The 22325-nt window shown below is 48.8% G+C and carries 21 protein-coding genes; 13 read left to right on the top strand and 8 right to left on the bottom strand.

Going from position 1 to position 22325, the window contains the following annotated elements; genetic code table 11:
• The first annotated feature begins 18 nt into the window (after window positions 1-18).
• Genes IY568_RS11245 through IY568_RS11235 form a run of 3 tightly spaced genes read left to right on the top strand, consistent with a single transcriptional unit; the run spans window position 19 to window position 1612 of the window.
• Window positions 19-411 carry a curli production assembly/transport protein CsgE gene (locus IY568_RS11245; protein ID WP_228553281.1) on the top strand — a complete coding sequence of 131 codons (393 nt, stop codon included), beginning with the start codon at window positions 19-21 and terminating at the stop codon, window positions 409-411.
• A gap of 2 nt (window positions 412-413) precedes the next feature.
• Window positions 414-830: a curli assembly protein CsgF gene (locus IY568_RS11240; protein ID WP_010383926.1), complete on the top strand. Its 417-nt coding sequence runs from the start codon at window positions 414-416 to the stop codon at window positions 828-830.
• Window positions 830-1612: a CsgG/HfaB family protein gene (locus IY568_RS11235; protein WP_010383927.1), complete on the top strand. Its 783-nt coding sequence runs from the start codon at window positions 830-832 to the stop codon at window positions 1610-1612. The genes IY568_RS11240 and IY568_RS11235 overlap by 1 nt, the downstream gene beginning before the upstream one ends.
• Here the strand turns inward: IY568_RS11235 and IY568_RS11230 are convergent.
• The 6 genes from IY568_RS11230 to yegQ all read right to left on the bottom strand — a co-directional run bounded on the left by IY568_RS11230 (window position 1609) and on the right by yegQ (window position 9452).
• The gene (locus IY568_RS11230; RefSeq protein ID WP_125560810.1) at window positions 1609-2307 is read right to left on the bottom strand and encodes a helix-turn-helix transcriptional regulator; all 699 of its coding nucleotides are present in this window, start codon (window positions 2305-2307) and stop codon (window positions 1609-1611) included. The genes IY568_RS11235 and IY568_RS11230 overlap by 4 nt on opposite strands.
• Window positions 2308-2568: 261 nt before the next feature.
• A complete protein-coding gene (locus IY568_RS11225; RefSeq protein ID WP_194867571.1) occupies window positions 2569-3756 on the bottom strand; it encodes a M23 family metallopeptidase in 1188 nt (395 codons plus the stop codon).
• Between the two features lie 408 nt (window positions 3757-4164).
• The gene (locus IY568_RS11220; protein ID WP_194867570.1) at window positions 4165-6864 is read right to left on the bottom strand and encodes a PAS domain-containing protein; all 2700 of its coding nucleotides are present in this window, start codon (window positions 6862-6864) and stop codon (window positions 4165-4167) included.
• Between the two features lie 25 nt (window positions 6865-6889).
• On the bottom strand, window positions 6890-7633 hold the full coding sequence (locus IY568_RS11215; protein WP_125560804.1) for an EAL domain-containing protein: 744 nt from the start codon (window positions 7631-7633) through the stop codon (window positions 6890-6892).
• A gap of 184 nt (window positions 7634-7817) precedes the next feature.
• Entirely contained in the window at window positions 7818-8069 is a 252-nt protein-coding gene (locus IY568_RS11210) for a YfhL family 4Fe-4S dicluster ferredoxin (protein WP_125560802.1), read from the bottom strand.
• Between the two features lie 24 nt (window positions 8070-8093).
• Window positions 8094-9452 carry a tRNA 5-hydroxyuridine modification protein YegQ gene (yegQ, locus tag IY568_RS11205; protein WP_194867569.1) on the bottom strand — a complete coding sequence of 453 codons (1359 nt, stop codon included), beginning with the start codon at window positions 9450-9452 and terminating at the stop codon, window positions 8094-8096.
• A 322-nt stretch (window positions 9453-9774) separates the two neighbouring features.
• Between yegQ and ndk the strand changes: the two genes are divergently transcribed.
• From ndk to IY568_RS11155, 10 genes are all read left to right on the top strand, one after another.
• On the top strand, window positions 9775-10206 hold the full coding sequence (ndk, locus tag IY568_RS11200; RefSeq protein WP_010383936.1) for a nucleoside-diphosphate kinase: 432 nt from the start codon (window positions 9775-9777) through the stop codon (window positions 10204-10206).
• A 188-nt stretch (window positions 10207-10394) separates the two neighbouring features.
• Window positions 10395-11525 (top strand): bifunctional tRNA (adenosine(37)-C2)-methyltransferase TrmG/ribosomal RNA large subunit methyltransferase RlmN, encoded by a 1131-nt coding sequence (locus IY568_RS11195; RefSeq protein WP_010383939.1) that lies wholly within the window; start codon window positions 10395-10397, stop codon window positions 11523-11525.
• A gap of 135 nt (window positions 11526-11660) precedes the next feature.
• Entirely contained in the window at window positions 11661-13313 is a 1653-nt protein-coding gene (pilW, locus tag IY568_RS11190; RefSeq protein WP_194867568.1) for a type IV pilus biogenesis/stability protein PilW, read from the top strand.
• A complete protein-coding gene (locus IY568_RS11185) occupies window positions 13310-14278 on the top strand; it encodes a RodZ domain-containing protein (protein ID WP_138538718.1) in 969 nt (322 codons plus the stop codon). Before pilW ends, IY568_RS11185 begins: the two co-directional genes overlap by 4 nt.
• Before the next feature lie 5 nt (window positions 14279-14283).
• Complete coding sequence (gene ispG / locus IY568_RS11180; RefSeq protein WP_125560794.1) at window positions 14284-15402, top strand: flavodoxin-dependent (E)-4-hydroxy-3-methylbut-2-enyl-diphosphate synthase; 1119 nt, start codon at window positions 14284-14286, stop codon at window positions 15400-15402.
• 133 nt (window positions 15403-15535) lie between these two features.
• A complete protein-coding gene (gene hisS, locus IY568_RS11175; RefSeq protein ID WP_125560792.1) occupies window positions 15536-16813 on the top strand; it encodes a histidine--tRNA ligase in 1278 nt (425 codons plus the stop codon).
• Between the two features lie 74 nt (window positions 16814-16887).
• Window positions 16888-17505: a YfgM family protein gene (locus IY568_RS11170; protein WP_194867567.1), complete on the top strand. Its 618-nt coding sequence runs from the start codon at window positions 16888-16890 to the stop codon at window positions 17503-17505.
• Window positions 17506-17514: 9 nt separating this feature from the next.
• On the top strand, window positions 17515-18690 hold the full coding sequence (bamB, locus tag IY568_RS11165) for an outer membrane protein assembly factor BamB (RefSeq protein WP_125560788.1): 1176 nt from the start codon (window positions 17515-17517) through the stop codon (window positions 18688-18690).
• Window positions 18691-18764: 74 nt separating this feature from the next.
• On the top strand, window positions 18765-20237 hold the full coding sequence (gene der / locus IY568_RS11160; protein ID WP_125560786.1) for a ribosome biogenesis GTPase Der: 1473 nt from the start codon (window positions 18765-18767) through the stop codon (window positions 20235-20237).
• A gap of 127 nt (window positions 20238-20364) precedes the next feature.
• Window positions 20365-20748 carry a VOC family protein gene (locus IY568_RS11155; protein ID WP_194867566.1) on the top strand — a complete coding sequence of 128 codons (384 nt, stop codon included), beginning with the start codon at window positions 20365-20367 and terminating at the stop codon, window positions 20746-20748.
• Window positions 20749-20753: 5 nt separating this feature from the next.
• On the opposite strand, the gene IY568_RS11150 is transcribed toward IY568_RS11155, so the two are convergent.
• Window positions 20754-21104, bottom strand: coding sequence for a DUF2750 domain-containing protein (locus tag IY568_RS11150; protein WP_010383956.1), 351 nt, complete (start codon window positions 21102-21104; stop codon window positions 20754-20756).
• A gap of 198 nt (window positions 21105-21302) precedes the next feature.
• Window positions 21303-21881 carry a glutathione S-transferase family protein gene (locus tag IY568_RS11145; RefSeq protein ID WP_125560781.1) on the bottom strand — a complete coding sequence of 193 codons (579 nt, stop codon included), beginning with the start codon at window positions 21879-21881 and terminating at the stop codon, window positions 21303-21305.
• Window positions 21882-22325 lie beyond the last annotated feature (444 nt).

Raw genomic sequence — 22325 nt, 5'->3', positions numbered from 1 at the left:
GTGGCCAACGTTGTCGTTATGAAACATACACTATTTATTTTCGGTATTTTGCTTTTGAGCGTGATACCACATAGTCAAGGCGCCGATGAGGAGGTCGAGCTGGGAGGACTGGTTATTGACCAGAGTATCAGCCGTTTTGGCTATCAATTTTATTTCGATTTTTCGCAGTTGTGGCGTGACGTACCCGCAACAGCAGGTGTAAATATCACCATTAAAGAAACCGTGTTGCCGCGCGCAGGTACGCGGTTACAGGTATTTATGAACAACCAGCTGGTCTATGCCACAGCGATGGGACGTCGCGGCGGGCCGTTAAAAGAGCGCGTCGAGGCAGCGTTATTTGCCATTATGGATGCCATGGCCAGCGCACAGCATCAACAACACTCTCCAGATTTAGCAACAAGCGGGTGGTAACAATGAAAACAACAATACTAGGTTGCTTGGGGGCACTATGCAGTTTGTCGCTGCATGCGACTGAATTGGTTTATAAGCCCATTAATCCGTCGTTTGGCGGCAACCCTCTCAATGCCAACATGCTATTAAATAAGGCACAGGCACAAAATAAACACCGTGCGCCAGTGATTGAAAAGTCTTACGGCGACCGATTCCAGGAGTCGCTGGAGCGAACTTACCTGAATCGCATGGTCAGGGAAATTACTTCCACGGCTTTTGGTGATGAAGTTGAAGACAGTATTTTCGATAAAGACTCAACGTTTATGAGTGGGGATTATGAAATTCAGGTGATCACCAGTACACCGGATTCCATCACAGTACAGATCACCAACACACTGACGGGTGACATTACAACACTGGAAGTGCCGAGGTTTGGTTGATGAAGTACCTGAGTATTACCTGTTTTATGCTACTGTTGAGTGCCTGTAGCAGTATCCCTGTATTGCCACCGCCTATGGCGAAAGCACAGCCGCTGGCAGCCACTGAGGTCTTCAGCGAGTTAAAAGCATTGCCAACGCCACGCGGCCCAATCCCGGTTTCTGTGTATTCATTTAGAGACCAGACCGGACAATATAAACCCCAGGAAAACGTCAGCTCATTTTCGACAGCAGTGACCCAAGGGGCCAACTCAATTCTGATGCAGGCGCTGCATGAAACGGATTGGTTCATTCCCATTGAACGTGAGGGACTGCAAAACCTGCTGACCGAGCGTAAGATCACCCGGGCGGCAATGCAGGACCAGGAAAATGCAAACAGCCTGCCACCACTGACGCATGCCAAGCTGATCTTTGAGGGGGGGATTATTAGTTATGATGCCAATATCAAAACCGGCGGTATGGGGATGGAGTACTTTGGGATTGGCGCATCTGAGCTATATCGCGAAGACACCATTAGCATTTACCTGCGCGCGGTGGATGTGCGTACGGGCCAGGTTTTGTTGTCGGTTGCGACCAGCAAAAAAGTGCTGTCAAAGGAAATGCGAGCAGGGTTCTTTCGTTATGTCAGCTATAAACGTCTGGCCGAAGCGGAAGCCGGATACAGTGAAAATGAGCCCATGCATATTTGTGTGACTCAGGCGATTGAAAAAGCCCTGACGTTGTTAGTGCATCAGGGCCTCGAAAAAGGTGTGTGGGCTGCTAAACCTGAGCAGCAGGCGGGTTAATTGGCCAGTCCACCGAAGGGGATGTGCTGCTGTGCCCAGTTGGCCAGCTCAATCCGATTGCGCGAGTTGGTCTTTTTAAACGCGCTGTAAATATGGGTTTTGACGGTATGACTACTGATATTCAGAGAATCAGCAATATCGTCGTTTTTGGCCCCATCAGCGAGTAATCTGATCACCGACTTTTCGCGTTTAGTGAGTGAGGCCAGCGTGATGTCTCTTTGCTCGTCTGATAGCCCCGGCAGTGCCTGCGGCAGGCGCTGCATCAGCGCGCTGAAGGCCAGCGAAATGGCCCCTCTGCCAAACCACAACTCGCCGCCCAGTACACGCTGAATGCCTTTGAACTGGCTTTCCGGCGAAGCGCCCTGATAGAGCACACCTTTGACATTGGCAAGCAGTGCGGTTTGTTCATCCAGGGTATCCGGGCAGGCATTAAATAATAAGACGCTGTGATGTTGTGCTAAAGCCCTGAGCTGCGCGCTGAGTAAATCGCGGCATTCGCGATGGCTGACATCGACCAGAAACAGCTGGTAGTGCGCTCTGTGCTCAGTGATTGGCAGGCGGGTATCGACCTTGATATTGTTACCGCAAGCCTCAAGCATTTTGACAAACATGAGGAAATCCTGACTTAGCGTGTTGGTCTTTTGGTCTGTCAGGACGAACAGAGCACCACGCGTTTGATTGTCTGAATACATCATTATATCGATTGTCCTTTTGTTGTTCCGTTAACCTAAATATACATATTTTTTACAAGATGTTTAGTACTTATTTTCAATTTTTGGAACTGACCGGATCTGTATGTCGTATTGGAACATTCCATTTGTCACAGTCAAAGCAACGAGTGTGTGAGCGACTCTTATCTAAAGATGAAAGAAGCCATATTGAGTGTGTATTTGGTCGGGATGGCATGATGGGCAGGTGATCAGGCGACTATCCTGACCACCTTTCGAGGCGCAGGTTTATCGGTAGAGTGCACGCCAGGCACAGGTACGATAGCCATTACGCTCAAAGTAAAAACGGTTGCAATTGTCGTCGTAATTGTAGTTGCCAACATCGACCCGATAACCACTGATATAGGCGTTATGCAAAGAAATGAAGCGCCCGTTATATAACAGGGAAAAGTGTAAATGGGGTCCGCTGGACTGACCGCCCTGACACAGTGCTGTGTTGTAGTCATTGGCATATCGACCTAGCCAGGCTCCGGCATTGATCACATCACCGGTTTGATACTGAAGCGCATCCATGTGGTAATACTGTGTGGCATAGCCACTGGGGTGCGTAATCCGGATGTTACAGCGTGAATAACGTGTCACAGTACCCCCATGCGCTGCCTGAACCCAGGGAGTATTTGACCCCCAGCCACCAGAGTCATTGTTGAAATCCAGCGATGAGTAGGGGTAGCCCGAGCCGGTATTGGAATGAGCACCGCCACTGTACCAGGCATAGCCTGACGGCCAGGGGAAATTAAGATAAAAATTATTACTGATGGTGGCGGATGCAACATCCGGCGTTGCTAAGCGAGCTGCGGGATTGAGTAACGCATCGCCAAAGTAGGATTGGTACCGTCCGGCCACCTGAGCAAGGGCTTTAGCATCATCCAGCACCGCACTCAATGCAAAGGTGGCGGGTGTGACTGTGAGCGCCTGACTGTGGACTTGGTCAGACACTGTATGCTGCACCCGATTGCGTTGCTGACCTTGCCACTGTTCGTAAGCATAGAAGTGCTGTGACAGTGTATGGGTGAGTGCTTCCAGTTGTGCTGAAAATCCGGATTGCGTCACCAACATACCGAAGGGTCTTTCAAATGCTTCAGGTGTCGGTGCGGAGAGCAGCTGACTGTGCTGTTCCATCAACGCGAGCAATAGCTTGGGGTTGATACTGGCATGACCCGCCCAGTGCAACAGGGTTTCCAGTTGGTCCTGTAAATGTGGTGCATGGGTTGCCAGCGTGCTTTCCCAGTCTGTTTGCTGGAGTGTATTGCTGAACAGGAATTGCTGCGTGTCTATGTTGAGCAGGGGCGTGAGCGCATGTTTCATCAGTGGGTTTCCGCTGATCTGAAAGGCTGTTTCGTCATGATGCTGACCTTGCGCATGCACAGATATGTGGGCCAGTCCGGCCGCTAGTACCGCGTATTGTAGTGTTTTCATGTTGTATCCTTATTAAGGTGAGTGCACAGTCAGGTATATCCTTTTGTTTAATAAATGTACAATTTGAGTTTTTGCTCTGTAATTCGCTTTTGTTTCTTATTGTTTACATTTTTATTTCATTTATAGGGAGGTGGACTGGTTGCTGACAAGTATCATTGTCGTTGTGGTAATAGAGCACCAGATGTTGACCCACTACATGAGTGGTTATTAGCTTTGTAGCAGAGTTCAGGCAGGCAAGTGTTGAGCAAGTAAAAAATAGCATCCGAGGCTTGGCGTGATAAATGGTTTTATCCGCCCAATTTAATAAACTCAGCACCCTTGTTTAATACCGTGACATAAGTCTCCTGAGGCTGTGTGGCCAACAGAAGTGTATGTCAGCTTGATCACCTTGTGCTAAAACGATCTCCATTATTCCTCTGGCTGTTTAAGTGTTATCAATAAATGTGTACCGCCCTGTGCGTTGTCGATACACGTAATTTGCCCGTTGTGCAGATTGATTATCTTTTTACACAGAGACAGACTAACCCCGCTGCCATTAAGGCTGTCGCCATTATGACTGTTGCCGTTGGGGCTGTGGTTGGAAGTAAAGGTTTGTTGACTGAGCTGCTGCGGTATGCCGATGCCATTATCCTGATAGTGTAGGATGATAGTTTCACCTTCGTGCTCAGCACTGATCCGCACGCTGGGGGTGTGATTGTCATCACAAAACTGAATGCTGTTGGCAATTAAATTTTGCCAGACCTGAATAAACAAAGTGTCATCGACTTGCAGCTCGCAATCCGGTGTGTCACACATAATTTGTGCGTGACTTGCTGCAATATTATTACTCAGCTGGTCACAGGCTTTTGCGATCAGGCTGTTGAGGGAAACCCGAGTAAGTGTTAACTGATGTTCATGCAGTCGGGATAGTGTGAGTAGTTCCGGTATCACGGTACGCATGCGCTCGGTTGTATCTAGGATCTGGCCTACTTCTAAAGCGGCCTTGTCGTTTGTTTTCAGAGTCTGTGCCAAATGCTGGGATAAACTGTCACAAAGCACAGCAATTTTACTCAGTGGTTCGTGCACATCGCGCGAAACAATAGATGCAAAATATGCCAGGTCAGCTTGAGACTCTTGTAATTCACTCTGTAAATTGGTTTGCTCCGTGATATCTACAAAAGTACCCAACATGAGCTCAGGTTCACCCTGTTCATCGCGGGTGACTATGGTGTCTAGTGAATAGCACCAAACCCAGTGACCTTGTTTGTGCATAAAGCGATAGGTGAGCGGGATTAAGTCTCCATTCTGGCTGGCGCTGACTTCTTTCATGTGTGCATCTAGCAGTGCGTGTTCTTGCGGGTGAAACAGGTTCATGAAGTGACAATTTTCCAGCTCCTGCAAGGTATAGCCAAGCAGGTGTGTGTATCTGCGATTAATTTTCACATTGGCCTGCTGCTTCAAATCATACAAGTATAAACCGCATACGGCGGAGTCTATGATGCGCTGCAAAAATTGCTGGCTTTCCTGCAGCTCGGTTTCGGCGTATTTGCGTGCTGTGATGTCAATGGCGGTGCCAACCAGCTTAGTAACTTTTCCCTCGCTGTTGAGCAGCGGGTAAAGTGTTGTCTGATACCAGAGCTCCTGGTCATGGGTAGGTAACATCTCAATATATTCCAGTGGCTTTTTGAGCTCGCAACAGGTCTGATAGTTATCCTGAATGTGATCAAGGATCTGATCATCAAACATTTTACCGCGCAGTTCTGACAGGCGCTTGAACTGAATGCCTTCAAGCTTAATGGAGGCCCGCTGACAGGCGGTCGGGTTAAACTCTAAAAAGGTAAAGTCGCCATCCGATTCGACCTGTAACAGCCAAATGGCCTGGCTGGCACCATTATAAATGGCGTTTAAAATGTTGGTTTTTTCACTGATCTGGCGTTCCAGTATTTTGCTGGACTCGATGTTGCGCAGTGCACCGGACATTAACAGAGGTTTGCCTTGCTCATCAAACTGGCTGTTGCCCACGGCAAGAAACCAGCTAAATTCGCCATGTTCGTTGCGGCCCTGGTATTCCACCTGATATTGCTCTTTGCTTTGGAAATGCTGTTCAATGGCCTGTTCCACTCGTAAACGATGCTCCGGGTGAATATGCTCATACCAATCTTCATAGCTTGGGTGTTCGATATTGGCTTTACCTATCATGGCCATCAGTCTGGGCGAGTAACTGACCTCGCCGGTAACCACATTCCATTCCCAGATACCATCGGCGGTGGCATTGACAGCCCGACGCATTTTTTTATCAGATTCTTTGAGTGCCCGCTCGGTACTTTTCAGGGTACTCAGGTTATTAAACAGCGCCAGCACCACACTTTGTTCTTCAAACTGTGCTTTAACGAGTTTCATTTCCATCGGAATAGCGGGTTTTTTTTCCACTTTGATGTGGCACAAAGTCGCCAGCTCAGCTGTGTCAGCATTACTTAACTTGTGGGCCAATGTGTCTATGGTGGTAAAGGGGTCGCTGAACTCGATTAATTCGCTCAGGGACTGCCCGTTTGGCTGATTGTCTTTGAGGCCTAAGGTCTTGAGGAAGTGGGGGTTACACTGCGTGATCCTAAATGTGTCATCGAGTACGACAATACTTGCGGGCAGGGTATTGAGAATAAAATGGGTCAACTCGTGCTCAGCCAGCTTGGAGTCCAGCCGGTACTTTTCCTGAGTGACTTTATCGAGCTTACGGGACACGCCCTGAAGTTGATTCGGGGTAGGAATGGCAACTGCACTGGGGATCAGGCGAAACATGTACACGGCGGTGGTGATAGAGACTAGCGCAGTGGCCATTTTGGCGAGGGCATGCATGCCATATGCGCCTTGCCAGACGGTATAAATGCCTATCAAATGGGTCAGTCCACACAGCAGGATAAAGCTTGAAAACAACACAAACAGCCAGTGCCCGCCAACATCCGGCCGCTTTTTGGCAAAAATCATGATTGCGATGGGGATTGAGAAGTAAGCGGTGGCAATCAGTAAATCGGAGATGACATTACCCCATAGCAAATGAGGTTGCCACAAGTAACAATGCCCGTGTGGCATGTAGGCATCATGAAAAAAAGATTCAAAGCTGTTGGTTTCCATGTGAGTCGTCCTTACTTGGAGCGTATTACGGCGATGTGGGAAAGCTCGGTTGGGGCAAAGTGGCAACCACTGGCTTGGCAAATAAATAACCTTGCATCAGGTAAACGCCTAAATCGCACAGGCACCTATAATCGTCTTCGGTTTCAACGCCTTCTACTACTAAGTCGATATTCAACCGGCGCGCCATCAGGCACACACCGTCTACAATGGCCTGCTTAACCGGGTCCTTTGCTATCCCATTGATCAGCGCAATATCGAGCTTGATGATATCGGGCTGAAAACGATGCAGTACTTCAATGCCAGCGTAACCGGCACCAAAATCGTCCAGCGCAACTTTAAAGCCATTTTTATTGTAGGTATTAGCAATGTCGATGAGTTTGTCAGGATCGGTCAGATGCTCCTGCTCCGAGACTTCGAAAATAATGCGCTCTTTGGCCAGATTGAATTGGTCGGCGGCTTCGAGCGTTTTACGTAAGCAGGTTTGGGGGTCGTAAATGGCGTTGGGTAAAAAGTTGATAGACAGTTTGGCGGTGTCGCTGAGTTTGGCCATCATCTCAATGGCGGTTGTGCGGCACAGTTGATCGAAATAATATTTACTGTCTTCCGTTACCTGGGATAGCACTTGCCCGGCTGATTGTCCCTGTGTCCCTCTGACCAAGGCTTCATAGGCGTAAACTTGTCGGCTGCGCAGGTCCACGATTGGTTGCATCGCCATGGTAATATCCATGTGATAATCGGTATGGCAACGACATGTTTTGCAGCCAGGCATAAAAGCTCCCTGTTTAAGAGTCGGATATCTAAGCAAGTCTGGCACAGCCCTTGGGTTTTGCAATCGAACTGTACTCGATTAACCACAATGTAATACGATGGACATGGCTGTTTGAGTTTACTGTCTGCGAGTAATAACAGGGGGTTGGGAAAAGAAAAAGCGCCGTCGGGCGCTTTTTCTGGGTTCAGTTCTGACCGGTAAGCTTAAGGTACTTCTCGGCCAGGGTATCGAGGCTTTCGCGATGTGCAGGGTCGGGCTTAATACAATCTATCGGGCAGACGCTCACACAGGTTGGCTGGTCATAGTGCCCAACACATTCGGTACATTTTTCCGGGTCTATCTGGTAGATTTTTTCACCCATATAAATGGCCTGGTTAGGACATTCCGGGTCACACATATCGCAGTTAATACATTTACTGTTGATCAGTAACGCCATTGTTCACGCTCCGTTTTGACCAGCTCAGGCTTTTTTAAACGGGTTACGGGTGTCTTCCTGGGCACCCAGATTACGCATCAAAATGGCATGATTGAGGTCAATGTCTTCAGGCAGTGGAATTTTAACTATGTGGCCAGAGCCCTTGGCATCGCTGATCAGCTCGCCTTTTTTGTTTTCCATGTGCTCCAGAGTAAAGCTGATATTGCCCTGGGGCGTCATGAGCTCCAGGCTGTGACCGGTACAGAATTTGTTTTTGACGTCAATTTCCACCAGGCCATTGTCGTGACGGCCCAAAATCTCACCAACAAACTGCTGTTGATCCGACACGGAGTGGCCATAGTCGTAGTTTTGGTATTCCTGGTGCGCATGGCGTTTCAGGAAGCCTTCGGTATAACCCCGGTGTGCCAGATTTTCCAGTGTACGCATCAATGAAGGATCGAAAGGTTTGCCAGCGACGGCATCGTCAATGGCACGACGATACACCTGCGCGGTTCTGGCAACATAGTAAAAAGATTTAGTACGGCCCTCTATTTTCAGACTGTGCACCCCCATCTTGGTCAGCTGGTCAACATATTGTACGGCACGTAGATCCTTGGAGTTCATGATATAAGTGCCATGCTCATCTTCAAATGCTGGCATATATTCTCCCGGACGACCTTGCTCTTCGAGCATAAACACCTGATCAGTGGGCTGTCCGTCTCCCAGGGTTGGGATTACCTGATGAGGGTCAATTTTATGCACTACATCGCCCGTTGCCGTTTCTTGTCCAGGCTTAACATCGTAACTCCAGCGACAGGCATTGGTACAGGTGCCCTGGTTTGGGTCGCGTTTATTGATGTAGCCTGACAGCAGACAGCGCCCGGAGTAAGCCATGCACAGTGCACCATGTACGAACACTTCTAATTCGGTATTCGGGCACAAAGTGCGGATTTCGGCAATTTCTTCCAGTGACAGTTCCCGTGACAGGATCACGCGCTCGATCCCTTGTTTTGCCCAGAATTGTACGGCGGCATAGTTAACAGCGTTGGCCTGAACGGACAAATGGATGGGCATGTCGGGCCATTTTTCACGTACCAGCATAATGAGTCCGGGATCTGACATGATCAGTGCATCCGGTTGCATGGCAATGACGGGCTCAATATCACGCAGGTAGGTTTTCACCTTGCCGTTATGCGGGGCAATGTTAGACACCACATACAGCTTTTTATTTTGCTGGTGGGCTTCGTTGATGCCAATTTCGAGATTGGCCAGATCGAATTCATTGTTACGCACGCGCAGGCTATAGCGTGGCTGGCCGGCATAAACGGCATCGGCACCATACGCAAAAGCGTAACGCATATTCTTTAAACTACCTGCGGGTGAAAGGAGCTCAGGTACAAACATCTCAAACCTCATACATTGAACTGATTACGGGTCAGCTGTTGGGGTAAATCAATCGCCAGTTTTGCCTGTACTTCAAAGTAGTACAAGTACTTGGACAATTGGGTTAAATCAAAAAGCGGCGCAGTATAGGGCAAGGTTTGTCAGAATGATTTGACCTGGATCAGGTTTTCCCGGATCTGCGGGATAGCTGAATCAGATGCTGTAATGGCAGGTTGCGTTTCACACAAAATCAAAGCGGGACGGAAATAGTAGGTTTTTACATCTAAAACGCGTATAATTCGCGCCCGTATAAATTCATTAATTTCATTTTGGAGCAAAAAAGATGGCTTTAGAGCGTACTTTTTCAATCGTTAAGCCTGATGCGGTAGCTAAAAACCACATCGGTGCAATCTACAACCGTTTCGAGTCTGCTGGTCTGAAGATCGTTGCAGCTAAAATGATCCACCTTTCTCAAGAGAAAGCGGAAGGTTTCTACGCTGAGCACAAAGAGCGTCCTTTCTTCGGTGCTTTGGTTGAGTTCATGACATCTGGTCCTGTAATGGTTCAGGTACTTGAAGGTGAAGATGCAATCCGTAAAAACCGCGAAATCATGGGTGCTACTAACCCAGCTGAAGCGCTAGCGGGTACGCTACGTGCTGATTACGCTGACAGCATCGACGAAAATGCGGTACACGGTTCAGACGCTCCAGAGTCTGCTGCACGTGAAATCGCTTACTTCTTCACTGAAGAAGAGCTGTGCGCACGTACTCGTTAATTCGGGCACTGTGACATGAAAGAAGGGCCTTAGCGCCCTTTTTTCGTCCCTGATGTATTTTACTAAGCCTGAATGCAACATGCAGCGGGCTTAGCAAAGTATTCAGATTTGAAAGCGTTGGTTGAATTTTGTACAATTTGGCGCTTTATTAAATTTGCACTGGCCGTCATCTGATCTGGGGTTGTTTCATGACTACGACTGAGAAAAAAATTAACTTACTTGATTTAAATCGCGAGGGGATGCGCGAATTGTTTGCATCATACGGTGAAAAACCGTTTCGCGCCGATCAGGTCATGAAATGGATTTACCACTTCGGCATCGATAACTTCGATGACATGAGCAACATTAACAAAAAGCTGCGCGCCAAATTGCAGGCAGAATGTGAGATCCGTGCACCTGAGATCTCGGTACGCCAGCAAGCCAGCGATGGCACCATTAAGTACGCGCTTGTACTGGATGGCGGACAGGAAGTGGAGACTGTGTGGATCCCGGAAAAAGACCGTGCCACTTTGTGTGTGTCGTCTCAGGTTGGCTGTGCACTAGAGTGTACCTTCTGCTCAACGGCACAGCAGGGTTTTAACCGTAACCTCAAGGTCAGTGAGATCATTGGCCAGGTGTGGCGGGTGGCCAAAGACATCGGTTTGCACGATGGCGACAGTACTAAGCGCCCGATCACCAATGTAGTGATGATGGGCATGGGTGAACCGCTGCTCAACATCAACAATGTAGTGCCTGCCATGGAACTGATGATGGATGACTGGGCATTTGGTTTGTCTAAGCGTCGTGTCACTCTGAGTACATCGGGTGTGGTACCAGCGCTGGATATTCTGAAAGAAAAAATTGATGTGGCGTTGGCGATTTCTCTGCATGCGCCAAATAACCCGCTGCGCGATGAGTTGGTGCCGATCAATAAAAAGTATCCAATTGAAGAGTTTCTGGCGGCCTGTCGTCGTTACATTGATGGTTCGAAAGCCAATAAAGACGTTACCATTGAGTACGTTATGTTGCAGGGCGTGAACGACAGCACAGATCATGCCCATGAATTAGTTCAGGTGTTAAAAGGCACTCCATCTAAAATTAACCTGATCCCATTCAACCCGTTCCCGGGCAATGAGTATGGGCGTTCTAGTAACAGCCGAATCGACCGTTTCTCTAAGGTACTTCAGGCAGCCGGCTTAACCTGTATTGTCCGCCGCACTCGTGGTGATGATATCGATGCCGCTTGTGGTCAGCTGGTTGGTGATGTGGTCGACAGAACCAAGCGTCTTGCGAAGAAAAAGCAGCTGGAAGACAACGCCATAGCTGTGAAGGTTGGCTAAAAAAAGGGTGAAACTCGAACGCATTCGGGTAATATATGGGCATAGATCAACAGCGCTCTGGTGAGCTATGCCTGCGGCCTTGCGCCAATTGTGACTTGTCAATGCGCGCTTTTAACTAAAGTGTTTAGTTCAGCTATGTTTTCATTGGTAAAAAGCTTCTCCTTTGAGGTCTCAAAGCGTGCTCAGATTGCCCGTACCGGGTTGCTGTTGATACTGGGCATGACACTCAGTGGTTGTGTGACCGAAACGCGTTATGCCAACAGCGATAAGCCGGTTGTGCAGAGTAAGGCGAGCCGTGAAGATGCTGCTAAAACGCGTATCTCACTGGCGCTACAATATCTGGCGAATGGCAATAATACCCAAGCCAAGTTTAATCTCGAACGGGCGCTGACATTGGCACCGCAATTGCCCGAAGCTCACTACTCACTGGCCTATTATTACGAGCAGGTAGGGGAGAATGCGCGCGCCGAGCAAGCCTATCAGAAAGCCCTGATACTTGCCCCCAAAGATCCAAACACGCTCAATAATTACGGTACTTTCCTGTGTCGTATCGGCAAATATGATGCAGCGACTGAGCAGCTGCTCAAAGCCATTGACATACCGAGCTATATCCGTGTTGCGCAAAGTTACGAAAACCTCGCGATGTGTGCATTGCGTCAGGATAATTTCGAGCTGGCGCTGGAGTATCTGGGTAGTGCTGAAAAACACAATGGGCAGCGTCCGTCGACTTTGCTATTGATGGCCGGCTTACACTATGCGAAAAGTGAGCTGCATCGCGCAGAGGAAATACTGAAAGTGTATGGCGATCGTGGGTTTGTCTCTGCGCGTGGGTTATTGCTGTCTCATTTACTGGAAGTGCGCAAAGGCCATTTGCAACAAGCAGAAGAAACCGCTACCTTGCTGTTACAAACTTATCCGGATTCTCCTCAGGCGGCATTGGTGCTCCAGCAACGCCTTAAAGACAGCGAGTTTGAGCGCCTGAAAGAGCAGTATCGTCAGGCTCAGTTGACAAAAATTACCCATAAGTCGCCAACGCATTTGGTGGCGGAACCCAAAATCAAGGTACGTCGTAAAGTCGAACAGGCCAGCCCTCGGCCTCAGCAACTTGCGCTTGCGTCAGTTGCCCCTGAACCGACTCAGCAACTGGCTCCGACACCAGCCCGTTCGTTGCGTAAACAGCAGTTCACTCAGAATTCACCCGCGCGGGATACAGTAACGGCTCAGAGGGTACCTGATAAGGCTGCAGACACAGTTAATTTAGTGGCATCAGATACAAGAGGGCAGGTGGTATTTTATGAGCCCGATCCGACTGATATTGCCTTTTCAGCGCCTTCTGCACGCTCCAGGGACTCGGCCGTATTAAACGATAAGCCCGCAGATAGCTGGCTTGCGCAACTTCCCGCAGAGCCTGTGACAGAGAATCTACAAGGCCGTGCTGTTGGTGGTCTGCTGAATACTGATCTGATGCTCCCTAGCATTCCTCAGCACATCATCAGATTGGGGGAGAATCTCTTTAGTGTCTCAGTGAAGTATAACCTGAAGTTAGAAAAGCTGATGGCGTGGAATAATTTACGTGAGTCGGACCAGCTGTCGATTGGTCAGGTGGTGTATTTGAACGATCCGAAGATCGTACACACCATAGGCCAGGGGCAGTCACTGTTCGACATTGCAATAGAATATAATCTCCAGATTGACGACCTGATGCGGTGGAATAAATTGACCCCGGATATTGTCTTACAACCAGGACGGCATCTCTTAATCGTGGATCCAGACAACTATACCTTATGAACGAAGCAGAATTAGACACAGAAAATAGCAGCGATTTACTGTCGCTTGGACAAACGTTGGCCAAAGCCAGACATGACAGAGGCGTTAGCTATGAAGAGATCACCACACGGCTGAAGCTCAGTGAAACTCAGATCAACAAATTAGAGCAGGATGACTATCAGAATTTGGGCCCGGAAACTTTTGTACGGGGCTACATCAAAAGTTACTGTCATTTACTGGGCCTGGATGCGCAGGAAACACTGAAGTTGTACCAGTCTCCAGTTGTACCTGAGCAAAAAGGCAAAATGAAGAGCTTCTCTCGCCGCACGGAGAAAGAAGCGCATGACAACCGTCTGATGTGGTTCAGTTATGCGGTCTTAATTCTGGTCGTGGGCAGCTCAGCGATTTGGTTCTGGCAAAACAGCAGTTCACAGAGCGAAATCACACCGGGCGATGCGCGTGACATACCTCAGGCCAATGTTGTTTCAGGTGATGGGCAAAATAACGAGCAAAGTGCAGGGCAAACCGTGGCAGATGAGCCTGACACAGTGGGCCCTGATAACCAACTCGAAATAACCATTGAGGCCGAAAAACCGACCCAGGATATGACCTCTGAACCTGCGTCAGAGTCACCCGAGATGGCTACGCAATCAGAGTCAGAAGCGAGGCCAATTGCACAAAACAATGAAGTTGCTGAGGTGCAAGCTGCGCCCGCAACCAACCCTCAGCCAGAGCTTGTTCAGAACACCATTGTGATGGTGTTTAAAGAAGACAGCTGGGTAGAGATCTTCGATGCCAGTCAGGAGCGAGTTGCCTTTGGTGTTAAGAAAGCCGGGTATACCATGACCGTCAGTGGACAGGCCCCGTTTTCCGTCGTTCTGGGCAAACACCAGGCCGTGAGCATCACGCTTGATGGCGCTGCGGTGGATATTTCCGGCCTGCCGCGTAATCGTTTAGCCAAATTTAATTTACCGTTAGCAGAGTAATCGTCATGTTTTCAGAATCACCGATCAAACGTAGAAAATCTACGCGTATTAATGTGGGAAATGTGCCCATCGGGGACGGCGCACCTATCGCCGTACAGTCGATGACCAACACCAATACCCTGGACGTGGATGCCACTGTGGCTCAGATCCGGGCGATTGCTGATGCCGGCGCGGACATCGTGCGGGTGTCTGTTCCAACCATGGAAGCCGCAGAAGCGTTTAAGAGCATCAAAGAACAGTCCGAGATACCGCTGGTAGCCGACATTCATTTTGATTATCGTATCGCCCTGAAAGTGGCTGAATATGGTGTAGATTGCTTGCGTATCAACCCAGGCAACATCGGCAATGAAGAGCGTATTCGTGCGGTAGTTGATGCTGCACGTGAAAAGAACATCCCGATCCGTATCGGAGTGAATGGGGGCTCGCTGGAGCGTGATCTGCAGGAGAAATATGGCGAACCTACGCCAGAAGCCCTGCTTGAGTCAGCGATGCGTCATGTTGAGATCTTACAGAGACTCGATTTTGATCAGTTTAAAGTCTCGGTGAAAGCGTCGGACGTTTTCTTAGCGGTTGGGGCATATCGCCTGTTAGCCAAAGAAATTGATCAACCACTGCACCTGGGGATCACCGAAGCCGGAGGGATGCGTGCCGGTTCGGTTAAATCAGCCGTTGGCTTGGGTATGCTACTGGCAGAGGGCATTGGTGATACGCTGCGGGTATCCCTGGCTGCCGATCCTGTTCAGGAAGTCAAAGTGGGCTTTGATATTCTTAAGTCGCTGCGTATTCGTTCGCGCGGGATTAACTTTATCGCCTGTCCAAGCTGCTCTCGTCAGGAGTTTGATGTGGTCAACACAATGAATCAACTGGAAGAGCGCCTGGAAGACATCACAACCCCAATTTCGGTTTCTGTGATTGGTTGTGTGGTAAATGGTCCAGGTGAAGCTTTGGTGAGCGATCTGGGTCTGGCTGGGGCAAACCGCCGTTCGGGCTTATACATCAATGGTGAGCGTCAAAAATTGCGTATCGACAACGATCACATCGTTGAACAGCTGGAAGAGCAGGTACGCAGCTATGTTGAAAAACAACAAAGTGAACCCAAAATCGACGTCAAGATAGTCGAGTAAGCGTGGCAGACCCGGTAAACTAAGCGTTTACGTTTTAGCCGAGCTGGGTATAATAGCGGGTTTATCAGATCTGGCTAAGTCATTGGGCTTGGCCAGCCGTTTCGTGTAAAAAATTAGATTACTAGGATTTTCAGTGGCAAAACAAATTCAGGCAATTCGAGGTATGAACGATTGTCTGCCGGGTGATACGCAAGTCTGGCAGAAGGTAGAATCTATCTTACGTGACACAGTGGCATCTTTTGGATACCAGGAGATCCGCTTTCCTATCGTGGAATCCACCGAGTTATTCAAGCGCTCAATTGGTGAAGTCACCGACATCGTTGAAAAAGAAATGTATACCTTCGAAGATCGTAATGGCGATCTCCTGACCTTGCGTCCTGAAGGCACCGCGGTTTGTGTGCGGGCCGGTAACCAGAATGGCTTACTGTATAACCAGGAGCAGCGTTTGTGGTACATGGGACCTATGTTTCGTCACGAGCGTCCGCAAAAGGGCCGTTACCGCCAGTTCCATCAGTTTGGGGTAGAAACCTTTGGTGTGGCAAGTGCCGATATGGACGCCGAAGTGATCCTGATGACGGCGCGCCTGTGGCAGCAGTTTGGTATCAGTGAATTTGTTCGCCTGGAACTCAACTCTCTGGGCTCAAACGAAGCGCGCGCAACCTATCGTGATGCCTTGATTGCGTTTCTTGAACAGCACGAAGCGGATCTGGATGAAGATTCAAAGCGCCGCATGCATAGCAATCCGTTACGTGTGTTGGACAGCAAAAACCCAGACGTGCAGGCCATTTTGGTTAACGCGCCAAAACTGTCTGAATATCTGGACGAAGAGTCGCGTGAACATTTTGCAAATTTATGTGAACGTTTAGACGCTGCTGGCGTCGAATACCAGGTTAATGAAAAACTGGTACGCGGCCTGGATTATTATAACCGCACCGTATTCGAATGGGTAACGGACAGCTTAGGCGCCCAAGGTACTGTGTGTGCCGGTGGGCGTTATGATGGGTTGGTAGAGCAGGTTGGTGGTAAAGCGACGCCGGCTGTAGGCTTTGCTATGGGTATGGAGCGTCTTGTACTGATGTTACAAGAGCTCGAGCGTATTGGCACATTACGCCGTAATGCCGATGTGTTCGTTGCAGCGATGGGCGAACAAGCTGGCATTCAGGCGCCGGTCATTGCGCAACAACTACGCAGTGAAATCCCGGGCTTGCGCGTATTGGTCAATGCCGGTGGCGGCAACTTCAAAAAACAACTGAAACGTGCGGATAAGAGCGATGCACAAGTTGCCCTGATTTTTGGCGAAGATGAATTGGCCGAAGGTAAGGTGACAGTTAAGTATCTCCGTGAACACAAAGAACAAGTTACCCTGACACTGGCAGAGGCAAAAAGCCTGTTGTCGGCGTTAGTGGATTAAGCGCCCTGGCGCAGTAAAGTCAGGCCAGTTATCTAAAAAGGGACTGGCTTTACGCTATTAATAAAGAGGTCAGAATGGAAATTTATTCAACAGAAGAACAACAAGCCGAAGCAATAAAACGATTTTTCCGTGAAAATGGAACATCTTTGATCATTGGCGCAGTGCTGGGCCTGGGTGGTCTGTATGGTTGGAAAGCATATAACCAGCATCAAATTGACACCGCAGAAGCAGGTTCTGAAGCCTATAACCAGTTGGTTGATAGTGGTGACGTTCTGACCAAAAGCGATGACTTTTTAGCAACGAATGGTGAGTCGAGCTATGCGGTACTGGCTGCGTTTGTGGCGGCAAAAGAAGCCGTTGAACAAGGCAAACTGGAGGTTGCACAAGAGAAGCTGAGCTTCGCTGCAGACACAGTTAAATCACCAGAATTAAAAGCGACCGCTTATCTGCGTCTGGCTCGAGTACAGGCTGCTCGTGAAGATTATAGTGCGGCGCTGGCAACGCTTGGCAACCCGATGCCAGAGAGCTTTGCTGCTCAGGTAGCCGAGGTGAAAGGTGATGTACTGCTAGCGCAAGGTAAGAAAGAGGCTGCGCGTGATGAGTATCAAAAAGCAGTGACTGCCGGTGGCAGTGATAATAACCCACTGCTACAAATCAAACTGGACGATCTGGCTAGCACAGCAGCACTGTAAGGAGTCGCCATGAAGAAGTTGACTATGGCCTCATTGGCGCTATGTATGGCGTCATTGCTGGGATGCTCCTCAAGTGATGATGAAGAGGAACTGGTGTTACCTGAAATTGTAAACCAGTTTGAAACCGACGTTGTCTGGCAGGAATCTATTGGCGATGGCGTTGAGCATTATTTCTCGCGTCTGACACCCACCTTTTATCAAAGTACGGTTTACGTAGCAGAACGAAATGGTCTGGTTGCAGCGCTAGATAGCAGCAGCGGCGATACGCTGTGGGAAGTTGATACGCGTGAAAACCCGGCTTTTTGGCCGTGGGAAGACGATGACACAGCTAAGCTTTCAGGTGGTATTTTGCAGGCCTACGGTAAGCTGTATATTGGCTCTGAGCATGGTGAAGTGATTGCTTTAGACCGTGAAACCGGTGAAGTCGTTTGGCGTAAGGCGGTGCCGGGAGAGGCGCTTTCTACCCCAGCTGCCGGAGATGGTTTGGTTTACGTTAACCTTGGCTCAGGAAAACTTCTGGCGTTACACCCGGATACTGGCGAGGAGCGCTGGCAGTTTGAACAAGAAGTGCCGGCTCTGACATTACGTGGTCTGAGTTCACCTACGTCAGCAAATGGTGGCGTGTTGGTTGGTGAAGAAAGCGGCAAGTTATCGGTGCTGATTGCTGAGAATGGTTTCATGGCCTGGAGTACGGACATTGCTCTGGCAAAAGGTGCTTCTGAGTTTGAGCGCCTGGTTGACGTGGACACTAAGCCTGTGGTCGTTGGTAGTACCGTGTATACCATCGCCTACAATGGTAAACTGGCCGCATTGGACGTGCGTAACGGCAATGTGCTTTGGGATCGTGAGTACAGCAGTTACCGTGACCTCAGTATTGAGCTGAATACCATTTATTTGGTAGATAGCGAAGGCGTACTCTATGCTCTAGATAGAGAGTCGGGCATTGAGCGTTGGAGCCAGTCAGCGTTACGTGGTTGGTATCTGACGACGCCAGCAGTGGCTGGTAATTATCTGGTGGTGGGTGATCAGGAAGGTAATCTGCATTGGCTGGATAAACAAACAGGTCAACTGGTTTCTCGTGAAGAGTTTGATAGTTCAGGTTTTTTTGTCGAGCCTATTGTAGTCGATGATACCTTGATCTTGTACACCCGCGATGGTGAAGTCAGTGCGGTAAAGATTCCGTAACCACCATATGCTGAATGAATAGAAGTAAGGCTTCGCGGTGCGAAGCCTTTTGTTGTTTTTAAAAGAGGTAGTCTATGCTTCCTGTGATCGCTCTCGTCGGGCGACCCAATGTGGGGAAATCCACTTTATTTAACCGTCTGACCCGCACGCGTGATGCGTTAGTGGCGGACTTTCCGGGCCTGACACGTGACCGTAAATATGGCCAGGCAAATTATGATGGCTATGAGTTTATCGTGGTCGATACCGGCGGTATTGATGGCAGTGAAGAAGGCATCGAAACGGAAATGGCAGAGCAGTCTTTGCTGGCTATTGAAGAGGCTGATGTGGTGCTGTTTCTGGTCGACGCCCGTGCAGGTATGACTGCTGCGGACCAGGCCATTGCACAACATTTGCGTAAGCAGCAGAAGAAAAGCTTTGTCGTGGCCAATAAAACAGACGGCATCGACGCAGACTCTAACTGTGCTGAGTTTTACCAGTTAGCGCTGGGTGAGGTGTATCACATTGCTGCTGCACACGGCCGTGGTGTTACACAGCTACTCGAAGCGACTTTGGGTCCGGTGATTGCAGAGCTGGCCTTAGAGGAAGATGAAATTGAGCAGGACGATGAGCTGCTGACTGAGCTTTACCTGGAAGGGGAAGAAGCGCCGGAAGAGGGTAAAACGGGTTTTGAAGACAAACCCATAAAACTGGCGATCATCGGCCGCCCCAATGTGGGTAAGTCAACACTAACTAATCGTATCCTCGGTGAGGAGCGTGTAATTGTGTACGATATGCCGGGCACGACGCGTGACTCAATCTATATCCCGATGACCCGCAATGAGCGTGACTATGTGCTGATAGATACCGCAGGTGTCCGTAAGCGCAAGAAAGTGAGCGATGTGGTCGAAAAGTTTTCAGTGATTAAAACGCTAAAAGCCATTGAAGATGCCAATGTCATTCTGTTAGTGATCGACGCACGAGATGGTATCTCAGATCAGGACCTCAGTCTGCTGGGCTTTGCCCTGAATGCGGGGCGTTCTTTGGTGATCGCAGTGAATAAATGGGATGGTCTGGATGACTACGTGAAAGAGCGCATTAAGTCTGAACTGGATCGTCGCCTTGGCTTTATTGATTTTGCCCGTCTGCACTTCATTTCGGCGCTGCATGGCACCGGGGTTGGCCACCTGTTTGAATCTGTTGAAGAAGCCTATGAATCGGCAACCAAGCGTGTTAGTACAGCTATGCTGAGACGTATCATGGATATGGCGCAGGCCGATCACCAGCCTCCTTTGGTACGTGGTCGCCGGGTTAAGCTGAAATATGCCCATGCCGGTGGTTATAACCCGCCGCGTATTGTGATCCATGGTAACCAGGTGCATGACTTACCTGACAGTTATAAGCGCTATCTGATGAATTACTATCGTAAGGCGCTAAATATCATGGGAACGCCGATTAAAATCGAGTTCCGTGAAGGGGATAACCCGTACTCTGGCCGCACCAACAAAATGACCCTGTCGCAGAAGCGAAAACTCAGGGCATTTACGAAAGAACAAAAGAATAAGCAGTAATTGCTTGATAAGAGGGCGCCTACGGCGCCTTTTTTATTGCTCGTCTCAACTCTGCCCGGATCCTAAATCGGTTTACGCTGAACGAAAAATATGCTTTATTTATATTTATTTAGCTTGAAATTTAGCCATGCAGTTTCTGAAAACCGTGATCTACGTCGACAGTGTTGAAGAGGTACTGGATTTTTACTATCAGGCCTTTGGGCTCAGTGCCTGTGGTCTCAGCGAGGACGGAGACTATGGAGAACTGGACACCGGACAGGTGTTACTCGCTTTTGCTACGCACCCGGTTGCACAGGCGCAATTTAAACAAAGCTACATTCGCAGCCAACCTAAGCAGCCAGCGCTGGGCTTTGAGTTAACTTTGGGGTGTGACAATGTCGCAAAGAGCTATGATAAAGCCGTGGCAGCGGGCGCAGAGCCGTTGTCACCGCCGACTTTAAAGGGGGAGCACACACAGGCGTATGTGCGCTCAATTGAAGGCACCTTAGTGGCGCTGATCAGCGTAGCATAAAGTGCTTATTCTGACAGAGCACGGGCCAGACCAACCGGCTCGATCTCTGTACACACGTTGTCATCATTCCAGTTAAGACCCAGCAGGGCGTTATCGTCGCGTAAATCTTCAATCCATTCGTCAAGCAACTCATCCAGCGCGATGGCAATGGGTTTAAAGTCTGCCCACTCGTCACGGCACTGTGCCTGAGCGTTCTCTTCATTATCCCATAGTAGCAATACGTCCGACTCTTCAAACTGATTTGAGTCAACCACAACCAGGCCGCCGTCATCTGAGCCTAGTGCCCAAACTTGCTCTTGCTCTTTCGCTGTCACGACAAAATTGACTACTTCCGATTCTAATTCGATGTCACTCATGGTGTATTTCCATAGTTATCGAGCTTATACCAATTTCACTTAATATCTGTTCAATTTAAAGGAGCAAATACGACGCTAACGGCGTTAAAAATTTCTCATTTAGAACCTTGACCTAAGGTACGAGTTCGCAAATTTTTGCCTTGTTATCGACCCTATTTTCTCGCCTCAAAATAGAACCCTTAATTAAGCAAATTGGTATTATGCTCTGGGATCTGTAAGACGTGCCTCATCTTGAGGCTGCCATTGGTCATAAAACTGCTCCAGAGCGGTGTACGGCGTTAAGTCGAACAAGTTTCTGAAGCGGATCCAATCCAGCAGGCAGTATAAACTGATCTGAAGATACTCGCAGTTTAAAAATACAGTTTCATGACAGCTTTGATCCAGTACGCGCAAGGTTTCAGCTATTCGCCCGCGCTGCAGGTTAAAAAACAGCTTGTCATCCTGAGTATCAAATTCTGAACGCTGGCAAAGCAATAGCTCTACCAGTGAATCGTTGCAGGCATTGATGATAGTGAGCAGGTTTTCCTGTGCCCAATTGAGATGAGGCAAAGAAAACTTTTGTTGCAGGTAACGGGCAATGACGTTGGAATCCAGGACCGCCTGATCATCAGCAAGCAGAAACGGCAGTTTACGTGCCGGATTGTGCTGGTGAAGGATAGCCCTGCCTTCCTCACTAAAGATGTCCAGTTTGCGATAGTCCAGGGTAATGTCGTGGCGAAGACAATAAATGCGGATGCGCCTGACATACGGAGATGTATCCGAGCCATATAAGATCATCACTCAATCCTTATGTTGTGGTTAGATGCGCAATGACTATAGCATTACTTAAAGCAATCCACATTAATACATAACCACTTGGAGAGATTATACCAATTTCACTTAATACCTGGTCTATTTGAAGGAGCAAATAGGACGCTAACAGCGTTAAAAATTTCTCATTTAGAACCTTATACCTAAGACATAGGTTCACAAATTTTTGCCTCGCCTACATGGATGTAGGTGCCTCAGCGATAGCAGGACGCGAGAGCGGTGTTATCGACCCTATTTTCTCGCCTCAAAATAGATCACTTAATTAAGCAAATTGGTATTAAATCTGCTGATAACAGTGTTAAATATTCCTCATTTAGAACAATTAAATAGCGAACTTTTTACCTCGTTATCGCCGAGATTTACTCGTCTCAAGAATGATGTGGGTTGGTATTAAAAATAGGTAGGAACGGG

The sequence above is a fragment of the Pseudoalteromonas sp. PPB1 genome (genome assembly GCF_015356275.1).
Classification (GTDB): Bacteria; Pseudomonadota; Gammaproteobacteria; order Enterobacterales; family Alteromonadaceae; genus Pseudoalteromonas; species Pseudoalteromonas rubra_D.
This window is presented reverse-complemented; position numbering and strand designations above follow the sequence as displayed.